Origin of the sequence: Chungangia koreensis, assembly GCF_042651785.1 — a bacterium.
Classification (GTDB): Bacteria; Bacillota; Bacilli; order Bacillales_A; family Planococcaceae; genus Chungangia; species Chungangia koreensis.
This window is the reverse complement of sequence record NZ_JBHSEC010000019.1, coordinates 132,743-146,199: the sequence shown is the minus strand read 5'-3', so window position 1 is coordinate 146,199 and position 13,457 is coordinate 132,743. Positions and strand designations below refer to the sequence as shown.

11 protein-coding genes and 1 riboswitch are annotated in these 13,457 nt (G+C 45.6%); of the genes, 10 read left to right on the top strand and 1 reads right to left on the bottom strand.

Annotation, left to right across the window (positions count from 1 at the left end; all coding sequences use genetic code 11):
• Positions 1–86: 86 nt before the first annotated feature.
• The 10 genes from speE (at position 87) to ACFOZY_RS09770 (ending at position 13,119) form a co-directional block, all read left to right on the top strand.
• Positions 87–920, top strand: a complete 834-nt coding sequence (gene speE / locus ACFOZY_RS09815) for a spermidine synthase (RefSeq protein WP_378154855.1) — start codon at positions 87–89, stop codon at positions 918–920.
• 3 nt (positions 921–923) lie between these two features.
• A complete protein-coding gene (gene speB / locus ACFOZY_RS09810; RefSeq protein ID WP_378154853.1) occupies positions 924–1,796 on the top strand; it encodes an agmatinase in 873 nt (290 codons plus the stop codon).
• Positions 1,797–1,917: 121 nt separating this feature from the next.
• Positions 1,918–2,346, top strand: coding sequence for a YwiB family protein (locus ACFOZY_RS09805; RefSeq protein ID WP_378154851.1), 429 nt, complete (start codon positions 1,918–1,920; stop codon positions 2,344–2,346).
• Positions 2,343–4,010 (top strand): arginine--tRNA ligase, encoded by a 1,668-nt coding sequence (argS, locus tag ACFOZY_RS09800; RefSeq protein ID WP_378154849.1) that lies wholly within the window; start codon positions 2,343–2,345, stop codon positions 4,008–4,010. Before ACFOZY_RS09805 ends, argS begins: the two co-directional genes overlap by 4 nt.
• Before the next feature lie 336 nt (positions 4,011–4,346).
• Positions 4,347–4,527: riboswitch (cobalamin riboswitch) on the top strand.
• Between the two features lie 120 nt (positions 4,528–4,647).
• Positions 4,648–5,616 (top strand): ABC transporter substrate-binding protein, encoded by a 969-nt coding sequence (locus ACFOZY_RS09795; protein ID WP_378154847.1) that lies wholly within the window; start codon positions 4,648–4,650, stop codon positions 5,614–5,616.
• Positions 5,609–6,601: a FecCD family ABC transporter permease gene (locus tag ACFOZY_RS09790; RefSeq protein ID WP_378154845.1), complete on the top strand. Its 993-nt coding sequence runs from the start codon at positions 5,609–5,611 to the stop codon at positions 6,599–6,601. The genes ACFOZY_RS09795 and ACFOZY_RS09790 overlap by 8 nt, the downstream gene beginning before the upstream one ends.
• A gap of 1 nt (position 6,602) precedes the next feature.
• Positions 6,603–8,051 (top strand): adenosylcobinamide amidohydrolase, encoded by a 1,449-nt coding sequence (locus ACFOZY_RS09785; RefSeq protein ID WP_378154843.1) that lies wholly within the window; start codon positions 6,603–6,605, stop codon positions 8,049–8,051.
• A gap of 156 nt (positions 8,052–8,207) precedes the next feature.
• Positions 8,208–9,194 (top strand): nuclease-related domain-containing protein, encoded by a 987-nt coding sequence (locus ACFOZY_RS09780; protein ID WP_378154840.1) that lies wholly within the window; start codon positions 8,208–8,210, stop codon positions 9,192–9,194.
• 287 nt (positions 9,195–9,481) lie between these two features.
• Positions 9,482–11,632, top strand: coding sequence for a (Fe-S)-binding protein (locus tag ACFOZY_RS09775; protein ID WP_378154838.1), 2,151 nt, complete (start codon positions 9,482–9,484; stop codon positions 11,630–11,632).
• 299 nt (positions 11,633–11,931) lie between these two features.
• The gene (locus tag ACFOZY_RS09770) at positions 11,932–13,119 is read left to right on the top strand and encodes an acetyl-CoA C-acetyltransferase (RefSeq protein ID WP_378154836.1); all 1,188 of its coding nucleotides are present in this window, start codon (positions 11,932–11,934) and stop codon (positions 13,117–13,119) included.
• 150 nt (positions 13,120–13,269) lie between these two features.
• Here the strand turns inward: ACFOZY_RS09770 and ACFOZY_RS09765 are convergent, their stop codons facing one another.
• Positions 13,270–13,446, bottom strand: a complete 177-nt coding sequence (locus ACFOZY_RS09765) for a hypothetical protein (RefSeq protein WP_378154834.1) — start codon at positions 13,444–13,446, stop codon at positions 13,270–13,272.
• Positions 13,447–13,457: the final 11 nt, after the last annotated feature.

Genomic DNA, 13,457 nt, shown 5'->3' with positions numbered 1-13,457 from the left:
AACCTCTATACTTTTTCTGTATTTGTTTTTCGACAGAATGCGGCAACACTAAGAGTAGAAAAATGATTGTAAGGAGGAATATAAAAATGGCTGGACTTTGGTATACGGAAAAGCAGACCGAGAATTTCGGGATTACGATGAAGGTGAACCGTACTTTGCATACAGAACAGACAGAATTCCAATATCTCGAGATGGCGGAAACTGCTGAGTGGGGGAATATGCTGTTCTTGGACGGTATGGTCATGACTTCACAGAGGGATGAATTCGTCTACCATGAAATGGTGGCGCACATTCCTTTATTCACACACCCGAACCCTGAAAATGTACTTGTCGTAGGTGGAGGTGACGGAGGAGTCATCCGTGAAGTGATGAAGCACCCTTCCGTCAAAAAGGCGACGCTTGTTGATATTGATGGGAAAGTAATCGAGTACTCGAAGAAATTCTTGCCTGAAATTGCAGGGGAATTGGACAATCCTCGTGTAGAAGTGATTGTCGGTGACGGATTCATGCATATCGCGGAATCTGAGAATGCATATGACGTGATCATGGTCGACTCCACGGAACCAGTTGGTCCGGCTGTAAACCTCTTTACGAAAGGGTTCTATGCAGGAATTTCAAAGGCCTTGAAGGAAGAAGGTATTTTTGTTGCTCAGTCAGACAACCCTTGGTTTAAAGCGGATTTGATCCGTCAAGTGATCAAAGATGTTAAGGATATTTTCCCGGTTACTCGCATGTATACGGCGAACATCCCGACTTATCCGAGTGGACTTTGGTGCTTCACTTTAGGATCGAAGAAGTATGATCCTCTTGAAGTGGCAGAAGACCGTTTCCATGAAATTGAGACGAAGTACTATACGAAAGAGCTTCACAAAGCGGCATTCGTTCTTCCGAAATTCGTGAAAGATTTGGCGGGGGAATAAAACATGAGATTTGAAGAAGCATACTCCGGCAACGTATTCATTAAAAGCCATCCGACATATGAAGATGCACAAGTCGTGCTATATGGCATGCCGATGGACTGGACGGTCAGCTATCGTCCAGGTTCCCGTTTCGGCCCCGCACGTATCCGTGAGGTGTCGATCGGACTTGAGGAATACAGCCCATATTTAGATCGTGAACTGGATGAGGTCAAGTATTTTGACGCAGGCGATATCCCGCTGCCATTCGGTAATCCGCAAAAGAGCTTGGACACAATTGAAGAGTTTGTTGAGAAAGTACTGGCGGATGATAAGATTCCGGCAGGCATGGGCGGAGAACATTTAGTTTCTTGGCCGGTCATGCGTGCTGTGGCGAAGAAATATTCTGACTTGGCGATTATCCATTTCGATGCGCATACGGATCTTCGGGTCGATTACGAAGGTGAACCGCTTTCGCACTCGACGCCGATCCGTAAAATCGCCGAGCATATCGGACCAACCAATGTATATTCCTTTGGTATCCGTTCCGGAATGAAGGAAGAGTTCGAATGGGCAAAAGAAAACGGCATGCATATTTCAAAGTTTGAAGTATTGGAGCCTTTGAAAGAGATACTTCCTTCATTGGCAGGCCGTCCGGTATACGTCACGATTGACATCGACGTTCTTGACCCTGCTCATGCACCAGGGACAGGAACTGTAGATGCAGGCGGAATCACGTCACGTGAATTGTTGGCTTCCATCCATGCAATCGCTGGATCTGATGTCAATGTTGTCGGGTTCGATTTGGTTGAAGTTGCACCAATTTATGACCACTCTGAACAAACCGCAAACACTGCCAGCAAGCTGATCCGTGAAATGATTCTTGGATGGGTAAAATAAGATGAGTGAAGGGGGATTCCATACCGGAATTCCTCTTTTCATTTCACGACCTGCTTGGCCGTGCCTTACAGGAGAAAATGGTCTATAATAAAAGAATTATGAAAGATAGGGAGTCAGGATATTGCCACAAACGGTAGAAAAATTAGTGAAAATCAAACTCGTCACGACCATCCGGCACCCGGACCAGGAAACGGAAACGTTTGAACTGTGGGCGGAAGGTAGACAAGTCGAAAAAGCAGGGAAGACGTATCTAACATACGAAGAAATTCAGGAACATGTCACCGGAAACATTAAAACGACCGTCAAGTTTGGTGAAACGGAAGCACTCATCTTGAGGAGCGGCGGGCTTACGATGAGGCTGCCATTTTCAATGGCCAGCGAACAAAACGGAAGTTTCGAAGGCGAGTTCGGGACGATGCTCGTCACGACAACGACCCTTTCGATTGACCATCGTGATGGAAGATTTACGATTGAATACGCCTTGAAGTCCGGTAGTAATCATGTCGGAGACTATAAATTGGAATTTACATATACGGAGGGAACCTCATGAACGCAGTAGAGAAAGTGCAAGCAGGGATCAAACAAGCATTACATAGTGCAGCAGTAAAAGGCGCTCTAATTTCCGAGGATCAGCAAATCGACATCTTGCTTGAAACTCCGAAAAACAAGGAAAACGGTGACTATGCTACCAACTTAGCGATGCAATTGACGAAAATTGCTAAAAAGCCACCGCGTGCCATTGCTGAAGCAATCGTCGCCAACTTAGACAAAACAAATACAGCGATTGAAACAGTCGATATTGCAGGTCCAGGTTTTATTAACATTACGCTAAACACAGATTACTTAGCGGATGTGGTAAAAGCAGTTTTGGACCAAGGTGAAAACTACGGACGATCTACTTCTGGCGGAATGGAAAAAATCCAAGTGGAGTTCGTTTCCGCAAATCCGACAGGCGACCTTCACTTAGGCCATGCGCGGGGTGCATCAGTAGGGGATTCTCTCTGTAATGTATTGGATTTTGCAGGGTATAATGTTCAACGCGAATACTATATTAACGATGCCGGCAATCAAATCAATAATTTGGCTAAATCCGTAGAAGCTCGCTACTTCCAAGCATTGGGCATGGAAAAGGAAATGCCGGAGGATGGCTACCACGGACAAGATATCATCGAAATCGGGAAGCAACTTGCCGAAGAATTCGGCGACACCTATGTAAAGTTTTCGGACGAGGAACGCTTCAATTACTTCCGCAATTACGGCTTGAATGTAGAACTCGATAAATTGAAGAAGGATTTGGCAGACTTCCGTGTTGCGTTTGACAATTGGTATTCCGAAACCTCCCTTTACACGAACGGCAAAATTGACGTGGCGCTTCAAAAACTCCGCGACAATGGTCACGTATATGAAGAAGACGGTGCGACTTGGTTCCGTTCAACGACTTTTGGTGATGATAAAGACCGTGTCTTAATTAAAAATGACGGTTCTTACACATATTTAACGCCGGACATTGCTTACCATGAAGATAAACTACAGCGCGGCTTCGACAAACTCATCAACATTTGGGGCGCAGATCACCACGGCTACATCCCGCGTATGAAGGCGGCAATCCAGGCGCTTGGCTATGACGGAGACACGCTTGAAGTGAGTGTCATCCAAATGGTTCAGCTCTACAAAGACGGCGAAAAGATGAAAATGAGTAAGCGTACCGGTAAAGCGGTCACTCTTCGCGAGCTTGTAGAAGAAGTGGGACTCGATGCAGTCCGCTATTTCTTCGCGATGCGTTCCGGAGATACACATATGGACTTCGACCTCGACTTGGCGGTTTCCCAGTCCAATGAAAACCCGGTTTACTACTCCCAATACGCACATGCGCGAATCAGTTCCATCCTCCGTCAAGCAGTGGAATTGGGCCAAACTGGCGACAATGCCGATCTTAGCCTGTTGAAATCGGAGAAAGAAACGGAACTCATGAAAAAATTGGGTGACTTCCCACAAGAAGTCGCAACAGCAGCAAAACTTCGTGCACCACATCGGATAGCGAACTATATCCAAGAACTGGCAGCAGCATTCCACAGCTTCTATAATGCTGATAAGGTATTGGATGCAGCGAATCCTGCACTTTCATCAGCTCGGATCGCACTAATTACAGCAACACGCACAACGATTGCGAACGCACTTAAGCTAATTGGTGTGTCAGCACCGGAAAGAATGTAATATATTACAATAATCCCTCGGTCGCGATTGCGGCTGGGGGATTCCTTTTTGTGTAGGGGATTTGGTTGTAGACTTTTGGAGTTTGGTTGTAGACTTTGAACATTTGGTTGGAAATTTTGATTGGTTGGAAAGTTTAGTGGAATGGTTGGAATCTTTTTGTGTTTCGTTGGAAAGTTCGACTAAATGGTTGGAAAGTTTTAGGTTTGGTTGGAAACTTTCCTTAATTGGTTGGAAACTTCGATAACTTAGTTGTAATCCTTCTTCTAAAACAGTTTGAAATTTTCCGTCGACAAGTTTTGTGGTTCATGTATAATAAATGGTGCACGTCAACCAACTTTATATTTTTCGCGTAAAGGTGCTCTGTTTCAATCACAGAGTTAAAAGGGAAGCCGGTTAGAATCCGGCGCGGTCCCGCCACTGTAAGTGCGAGCAAGCCGTAACATGCCACTGGGAAACCGGGAAGGCACGGCGAGCGTCGACCACGAGCCAGGAGACCTGCCTTTACGATACACCCGGAACCTACGAGGATAGGATTGGTGTGGATCGCAATTTTTGCTCTATGCCGATTCAGATCATTCAATCCTCTCGTATGTCTACGGGAGGGTTTTTTATTTTACATAAAATGGAGGAATTGAACATGAAGTCACTTTGGAAATTATGGATGACTGCTGCAATGGCGGTACTATTGCTTGCAGCATGCGGTCAGGATTCTACTGAGCCGGCTGTTAAGGATGAGAGTCCGGCACAAATAGAAAAGGAAGCGGAAGCGGCATTTCCTGTAACGGTTACGGATGCAGTCGGCAATGATATTACGATCGAAGAAGCGCCTGATGCCATCGTCTCTATGATGCCAAGCAATACGGAGATTTTATTCGCGTTGGGCCTTGGGGAAGAAGTTAAAGCTGTAACAGATTTCGATAACTATCCAGCTGAAGCGGCTGAAAAAGAAAAAATCGGCGGCATGGAATTCAATGTTGAGAAAATCGTCTCACTTAGCCCTGATGTCGTATTTGCCCATGAATCGGCACTTAGCACAGGTGAAGCTGGTTATCAGCAAATTCGTGATGCGGGTATTCAAGTGTTCGTCGTTTCCAACGCTGTAGATTTTGAAACGACGTATGTGACCATCGAACAAATCGGCAGGCTCACTGGAAAGACAGCAGAAGCAGAACAAATCGTTTCGGATATGAAAGCGAAAGTGGAAGAGATTCAGGCGAAAGTAGCGGATGTTGAACCGAAAACGGTCTTAGTCGAAACGTCTCCTCGTCCGGAAATTTACTCACCTGCTGGCGATACGTTCATGGACGAGATGTTGAAAATGATGAATGCTGAAAACGTCATTTCCGACCTTGAAGGTTGGGTGAAGGTGGATCCTGAAGAAATCGTGAAACGCAATCCGGATGTCATTTTAACAACTTACGGCGGATATGTGGAGGATCCACTAACTGAAGTGACTGACCGTGATGGATTTGACTCGGTGACAGCTGTGAAGGAAGGCGCCATCGCTGATCTCGATGCGGATTTGACGAACCGCCAAGGCCCACGTTTAGCTGATGGTCTTGAAACAATTGCGAAGGCAATCTATCCAGAGGTTTTCGGTGAGTAAAATAGGAATCGCTTATGGCATATCGATCATTCTTTTAGTGATCGCAGTCTGGCTGGGCGTTTCCATCGGCTCTGTGCCGATTCCGTTTCAAACATTATGGGACTCAAGTGATGAAGCTGCATGGAATATCCTTTGGAAAATCCGTATGCCACGGGTGATCTTAGCTGCATTGGTCGGGGCTTCATTGGCCTTGGCCGGTGCAGCATTCCAAGGATTATTGAAGAATCCTTTGGCCGACCCGTACACATTGGGCGTATCGTCCGGTGCGTCAGTCGGAGCAGTCATCACGATTTTCTTCGGATTAAGCTTACCATTACTCGGTCTTTATACATTGCCGGTGATGAGCATGATGGGTGCATTCGTGACGATGCTTGCTGTGGTGGGGTTTGCGAGACTGGTCGATCGGGCGATGAAAATGGAAACGATCATCTTAACCGGTATCATTTTCAGTTCCTTTTTGGGCTCGATTATCTCACTTATGATTGCATTAACAGGTGAAGAACTACGGCAAATTATCGGCTGGTTGTTAGGAAGCGTGTCCATGCGCGGGTGGAGTTATGTCGCCATGGACGTTCCATTTGTAGCGATCGGAGCTTTATTGATCTGGCTGAATCGCCGCGAATTGAACGCCATGATGTTCGGAGAAGAACGGGCAATCCATTTGGGCGTAGATGTGAAGAAACGAAAGATGATGATCTTAGCAGGCGGCTCGATGCTTACCGGTGCTGCAGTAGCGGTCTCGGGGACAATTGGTTTCGTCGGTCTGGTCGTTCCGCATATGACTCGGTTGTTATGGGGGGCAGATCACAGACACCTATTGCCTTTATCATTCTTGAATGGTGCCACCCTACTGATCATCTGTGATTTAGTGGCGCGTACGATCATTTCCCCGTCGGAATTACCTGTCGGTGTCATCACTGCATTTATTGGCGCACCGGTTTTTGCATTCATTTTCTTCCGACAGCGGAAGAGAGGAGGGGCATGACGTGCTGAAGGTGGAATTTCTATCCGGTGGGTACAACGGGATTGATGTACTCAAGAATGTGTCTTTCGAAGTCGATAAAGGTGAAATATTAGGCGTATTAGGTCCAAACGGCAGCGGAAAGTCAACATTGTTGAAGATGATTTCCGGGATTCTTCCAATCGGCGGCGGGGAAGTGTTACTTAATGAAAAACCGTTAGCCGATTATACAAAAAAGGATCTTGCCCGGAAAATGGCCGTACTGCCCCAGCTGCATGAACATGCTTTCTCCTACTCCGTTAGAGAAACTGTTTCACTTGGCAGGTATCCATATCAAACAGGATGGTTTTCCTCTTGGTCAAAGGACGATGAATCGGCTGTGCGAGAAGCGATGGAAGTGATGGGTGTCGAGGAATTTGAGGATCTTCCCATCGACCGTCTTTCTGGCGGTGAACGGCAGCGAGTATTTGTAGCGCAAGCTTTGGCACAGCAAGCCCCGCTTTTATTGCTCGACGAACCGACAAACCATTTGGATATCGCGCATCAGAAGCATCTGCTCGATACAATCAGACAGGAAGTCGATAGTCGGGGAATGACGGTCGTATCGATTTTCCATGATATTAACCTCGCTTCGTTGTATTGCGACCGGCTGCTATTGATAGAAAACGGCGAAGTGAAAATAGTGGGTGAACCACATCGTGTAGTCAAAGAAGATCAGATCGGTTCGGCATATGAAGTGAAAATCGGGACGCACCCACATCCGGAACAGCCGAAACCGCAAGTGACACTCCTTCCGGATATGTCGTTAGCGGGGAATAAAAATGTGAAGAGAGACATGTTCCAAGCATCTGAACGATTCGTCACACTCCATTCAGAATTCCCCTTGAAAACCGTATCGTCTGCGGTATTGAATCCTGGTTCCGGCTGGTTCCGGAATTTCATCAATCGGCACGTTGAAGGTACTTATGACCACTCAAATCCTCGAAAAGAGATGATCGAGTTTTTGGAAGCACATGGCTACCCGGAAACTGATACGGTGGCGATGATGACAGCCGTTAAGACTGACGAAGCGATCATCAGTGAATATGAAGGAAGCTTCGGAAAACTGTTTGTCATCGTGACTGCTGGTATCGGGCATGCGGTAGACGTGTCAGAAGCCTATCGGCATAACGAAACACCAGGCGTCGGGACCATCAATACATGGGTGATCATAAATGGGCGCTTATCAGATGAAGCCTTTATCCAAGCGATGATCACCGCTACCGAAGCCAAAACGAAAGCGCTCGTCGCAGAAGGCGTGAAGGATCCGATAACCGGAACCCTTGCAACTGGAACGTCAACTGACAGTCTATTAGTGGCTGCAACCCAAGCCGGTGTGGAATTGCCGTTCGCTGGACCCGCAACCGAACTTGGCAAGTTGATCGGTCGAGGAGTCTTTGAATGTACAGTAAAAGCGATTCGTTTGAATAAATGAAAATAGCCGTTCTACAGCTGGTGAAGCTGTGGAACGGTTTTTTTAGTGGGCAAAATTAGATTTTGCTGCGAAAAAGCTGTTCAAAATACAAAGATGAAGAACCCCATAGACAGGCTAAATGTTCAATGATACGATGCCCGAAATGGGGGTGAGGCATTGGTATTGAAGGAGAGAGCTGTACCATTAAAATTGTATGGACTCGGTGCCTTGGAGAAAAGATTGGGTATCGAAGACGAAAACTATTCTTATATTCGCAGGAAGCGGCTTTCTGCTCAGGCAGGTGTAGGCGGGGAAGAGATATTAGATCGAGTTTTCCTAAATAACAAATTTAACCACGAATATCGTATCATTCATGATCTTCATCTAAGCGCTAACTCTAACTTTCAAATCGACACTGTCTTTTTTACACCTTCCTATGTCGTCGTCTTAGAAATGAAAAACTTTGCTGGACGTGTCCGATTCGAAGAAAACCCAAGACAGATGATTCGCACGATGCCAAACGGACAACAAGATGCGTACGATTGTCCTGGAGTCCAATTAGAAAAAAATAGTATGTTGTTGAAAGAATGGCTTTTCGATCGAGGCTTTGACCTTCCGATTTACGGAGCCGTCGTCTTTGCCCGCTCAAGCACTCAATTTGAAAACACTCCGCCATTTAAGGTTTTATTCCCATCCGAACTTCCTGTGTATCTTCGCAAAATCCATAACCCCGGTAGAGAGTTGGACAGCGGAACCTTTCAAATGTTGGCTCACGAATTAGCTAACAGCCACGTTGTTTTTAACCCGTTTCCAATTTGTAAAACTTTTCGGATTCCAGAATCCTCGGTGATGACTGGTGTTGAATGTAAGCATTGTGCCAAGTTGGGAATGGTGAAACTGAAAAAGGGATGGTCCTGCTTGCCATGTGGCTTTGTTGATCGAAATGCCCACCAACAGGCCATAGTTGACTGGTTCATGTTATTTGGAGGTAAGTTGACGAATAAAGAGTGTCGAAGGTTTTTACAGATTGAAAAGGCACAGACTGCTACCAGAATATTAGAAAGTAGCGGATTAATAAGCAAGGGAGAACGAAAAGGGAGAGTCTACTCAATGGATTTATTGGAATTTTTTAATAAAGAAAGTTTCAAAAAACGTAATCGGTAATATATCTTCATAATCGGTAAAATAAACTCAGAATCGGTAATATATTTGGATAATCGGTAATAACATGCAGTTAATCGGTAATAAAATTTTATAATCGGTAATAAAAATTTATTTCCACTTTGTTTGAGGCAACTTTCGTACATAAGTTGCCTTTTCTATCATCTTTCAGTTGACTGAATGCTCATTCATAAAATAAACTAATAATTATATATCGACAGTTTTCTTTGAATCTACTACACTGTTGTTAATATTCATAATTGGGGATCATCATAGAGGGGGGAAATGCAATGAGTCCATTGCTTATCGCAAACTGGATTTTGTTCTTGATGGTAACTGCTTATGCGGTGGCATTGTTCACGTATGTGATCAAGACGCGGATTGAGTATATGAAGCTCGGGAAAAAAGCGGAGTTTGATCATAATGTCGCAGAGCGTCTACGAAAAGTTTGGGTGAATGTGTTCGGCCAAAAGAAATTATTGAAAGATCGAAAGAGCGGCGCGATTCATGTCATGTTCTTTTACGGTTTCCTATTAGTTCAATTTGGAGCCATCGATCTGATCTGGAAGGGGCTCAAACCTGATTCGCACTTGCCGTTCGGACCGCTGTACCCGGCATTTACATTCTTCCAGGAAATTGTGGCACTAACGATTTTAGTTGCTGTTATTTGGGCGTTTTATCGCCGTTATATTGAAAAACTTGTACGTCTGAAGCGTGGATGGAAATCAGGACTTGTTTTAATTTTTATTGGAGGCCTGATGGTTTCGACTTTATTTGCAAACGGAATGAATATCATTTGGCATGGCCATGAAGCTACTTGGACAGAGCCGGTGGCATCGTCAATCGCTGCAATCTTCAGCTTCTTGCCAGCAACAGCAGCAGCTGCATTGTTCTTCGTATTCTGGTGGATCCACTTACTGATCCTGCTTACATTCTTAGTGTACGTGCCTCAATCGAAGCACGCGCATTTAATCGCAGGGCCAGCGAATACGTATTTAACGCGTTTGGACCCTCCGGCAAAACTTCGCCCGATCAATTTCGAAGAAGCGGAAGAGGACGAAGAATCCGAAGAAATGCCAACTTTTGGTGTTGGAAATGTAACTGATTTCAATCAGAAGCAGATGCTCGACTTCTATGCTTGTGTAGAATGCGGCCGCTGTACGAATATGTGCCCTGCAACCGGTACGGGCAAGATGCTATCGCCGATGGACTTGATTACAAAACTTCGTGACCACCTTACTCAAACAGGTGCGGTCATGACACATAAGCAGCCTTGGGTACCAACTTTTGCATTCAAAAACACGAAGGGCAACCAATTGGCACTTGCTGCTGGAGCGGAAGGTGCTGTGATTGAAGATATCTACAGCCCGTCGTTAATAGGCGATGTCATTACAGAAGAGGAAATTTGGGCATGTACGACTTGCCGAAACTGTGAAGACCAGTGCCCGGTTATGAACGAACACGTCGACAAGATTATCGACCTTCGCCGATTCTTAGTTATGTCGGAAGGCCGTATGAACCCGGATGCACAACGTGCGATGACGAACATCGAACGTCAAGGAAATCCATGGGGTCTTAACCGTAAGGAGAAAGAAAACTGGCGCGATGAGCGTCCGGATCTTCACATCCCGACGGTGAAGGAAGCAAACAAAGCAGGGGAAGAATTCGAATTCCTCTTCTGGGTTGGTTCCATGGGAGCATTCGATAGCCGTTCTCAAAAAATCGCTCTTTCATTTGCCCGTCTTATGAATGAGGCTGGCGTCAAGTTCGCTATTTTAGGCAATAAAGAAAAGAACTCCGGTGATACGCCCCGCCGACTTGGAAACGAGTTTTTATTCCAAGAGCTGGCGACAGCTAATATCGCCGAATTTGAAAAAGCGGGCATTACGAAGATTGTCACGATCGACCCGCATGCCTATAACATTTTCAAAAATGAATATCCGGATTTCGGTTTCAACGCAGAAGTGATTCACCATTCTGAAATGCTTTACGAATTGGTCATGTCCGGAAAGCTTAAGCCGAAGTATTCAATTGATGAAACCATTACATTCCATGATTCCTGCTATTTAGGAAGATACAACGACGTATACGATCCGCCGCGAGAAATCCTGAAGGCGATTCCGGGCGTCCAACTTGTTGAAATGGAGCGTAACCGTCAAGACGCCATGTGTTGTGGTGCTGGTGGGGGACTCATGTGGATGGAAGAAGACACAGGTCACCGTATCAACGTCGCTCGTACTGAGCAAGCTCTTCAAGTTAATCCAGGTATCATCAGTTCAGGCTGTCCATATTGCTTGACGATGCTATCAGATGGTACGAAGGCAGTCGAGGTGGAAGAAAAAGTCGGAACATATGATATCGCTGAATTACTTGAGCGTTCCGTATGCGGCGAATACAAACCGCCAGTCGAAGAAGAGGAAAACGAACCAGTTCTACAATAGTCATCAGTTCTTATTGAGTTGAATAAAATGGAGTGATCAGGGAGTGCTGCAGACTCCCTTTTCATTCAGTTTGAAACCGAGCGAGCGTTCAGTCGCTCGTTAAAGTTAAATATATTGAACCTTTTCGTTCAGGAAATTAAACATTCGACAGAAGAGCTGATCTTTCACGAAATAGCCGACAAATGGAACGTAAAAAAGGCTTTGTAAACGAGAAAGGATAATACAGCATCAGGCATAATATCAGCTACACAAAAGGGGATTTTTGAAAGCGTTCACAAAAAAGAAGGGGTGTTTTTGATATGACGAAAACAGTGATTTTGGATGGAGCACGTACACCATTCGGAAAATTCTTAGGGGCATTAAGCCCGCTTTCGGCAAGCGATCTCGGCGGAATCGCCATGAAAGAAGCTCTTCAGCGGGCAGGGGTGGCTGCTGAAGAAGTGGATGAAGTGATTATGGGGTCTGTTCTCCAAGCGGGGCAAGGGCAAATTCCTTCACGCCAGGCAGCTACAAAAGCGGGAATTCCTTGGAATGTGAAAACAGAAACGGTAAACAAAGTTTGTGCATCAGGTATGCGCAGTGTCACACTCGCTGACCAACTGATTCGTCTTGGAGATGAAGATGTGATCGTTGCAGGTGGTATGGAATCCATGTCCAATGCGCCTTACTATTTACCGAAGGCTCGCACTGGCTTCCGCATGAGTGACTCGGTGGTAGTTGACGGAATGATATACGACGGACTTTCCTGTTCATTCAATCCGGACCGCGTTCACATGGGGACGTATGGAAATCGGACAGCAGAAGAATTCGAGTTGACACGTGAAGCACAAGATGAATGGGCATATCGCAGTCATGACTTAGCATTAAAAGCGATCGAAGAAGGAAAAATGGCAAAGGAAATCGTGGCGGTCGAAATCCCACAACGGAAAGGTGAGCCGTTGAAAGTAGAGCATGACGAGGCGCCGCGTAAAGATACTTCGGTGGAATCTTTAGCTAAACTACGACCGGCTTTCGGCAAAGACGGCACGATTACAGCGGGTAATGCTCCAGGAGTGAACGATGGAGCATGTGCAATGGTTCTCATGAATGAAGAACGAGCATTGCAAGAAGGGAAAACGCCATTAGCAACAATCCTCGGTCATGCGGAAGTGGCGATTGAACCGGAAAACTTCCCTCAAACACCAGGACTCGTCATCAATGCCCTATTAGAAAAGACTGGCAAAAAATTAGAGGACATCGATTTATTCGAAATTAATGAAGCCTTCTCGGCAGTCGCATTGGCAAGTGCCAAGATTGCAGGACTTGACCCGAACAAAGTGAACGTCAACGGGGGAGCGGTTGCACTCGGACATCCCATCGGCGCAAGTGGAGCACGCATTATTTTAACACTTGCATACGAATTGAAACGCCGCGGCGGCGGAATTGGAATCGCAGCCATCTGCTCCGGCGGCGGCCAAGGCGATGCCGTCATGATTGAAGTGAAATAACTTAGGGTGAGCTTACTACCGATTTTGTAGGTTTTACTACCGATTGTTCGATGTTTACTACCGATTATTGTGCTTTTACAACCGATTATTTGAGGTTTACTACCGATTATGTTCGATTTACTACCGATTATGAAAAAAGCATTTTTCAAATCATCCAGATAAATAGACAATCGTTGATATCCGCTCAACAATCGTTGATAAATCCGAATAATCGTTGATATCCACCCAACAATCGTTGATAAATCCGAATAATCGTTGATATCCATCCGACTCGTTGATAAATCCAGACAATCGTTGATATCCACCAACTATCGTTGATATATCCAAATAATCGTTGA

What these genes read in the sequence shown, in the direction of transcription:
- speE (WP_378154855.1), top strand. Translation starts at nt 87, where the DNA reads ATGGCTGGACTTTGGTATACGGAAAAGCAGACCGAGAATTTCGGGATT.
- speB (WP_378154853.1), top strand. Translation starts at nt 924, where the DNA reads ATGAGATTTGAAGAAGCATACTCCGGCAACGTATTCATTAAAAGCCAT.
- argS (WP_378154849.1), top strand. Translation starts at nt 2,343, where the DNA reads ATGAACGCAGTAGAGAAAGTGCAAGCAGGGATCAAACAAGCATTACAT.
- ACFOZY_RS09795 (WP_378154847.1), top strand. Translation starts at nt 4,648, where the DNA reads ATGAAGTCACTTTGGAAATTATGGATGACTGCTGCAATGGCGGTACTA.
- ACFOZY_RS09775 (WP_378154838.1), top strand. Translation starts at nt 9,482, where the DNA reads ATGAGTCCATTGCTTATCGCAAACTGGATTTTGTTCTTGATGGTAACT.
- ACFOZY_RS09770 (WP_378154836.1), top strand. Translation starts at nt 11,932, where the DNA reads ATGACGAAAACAGTGATTTTGGATGGAGCACGTACACCATTCGGAAAA.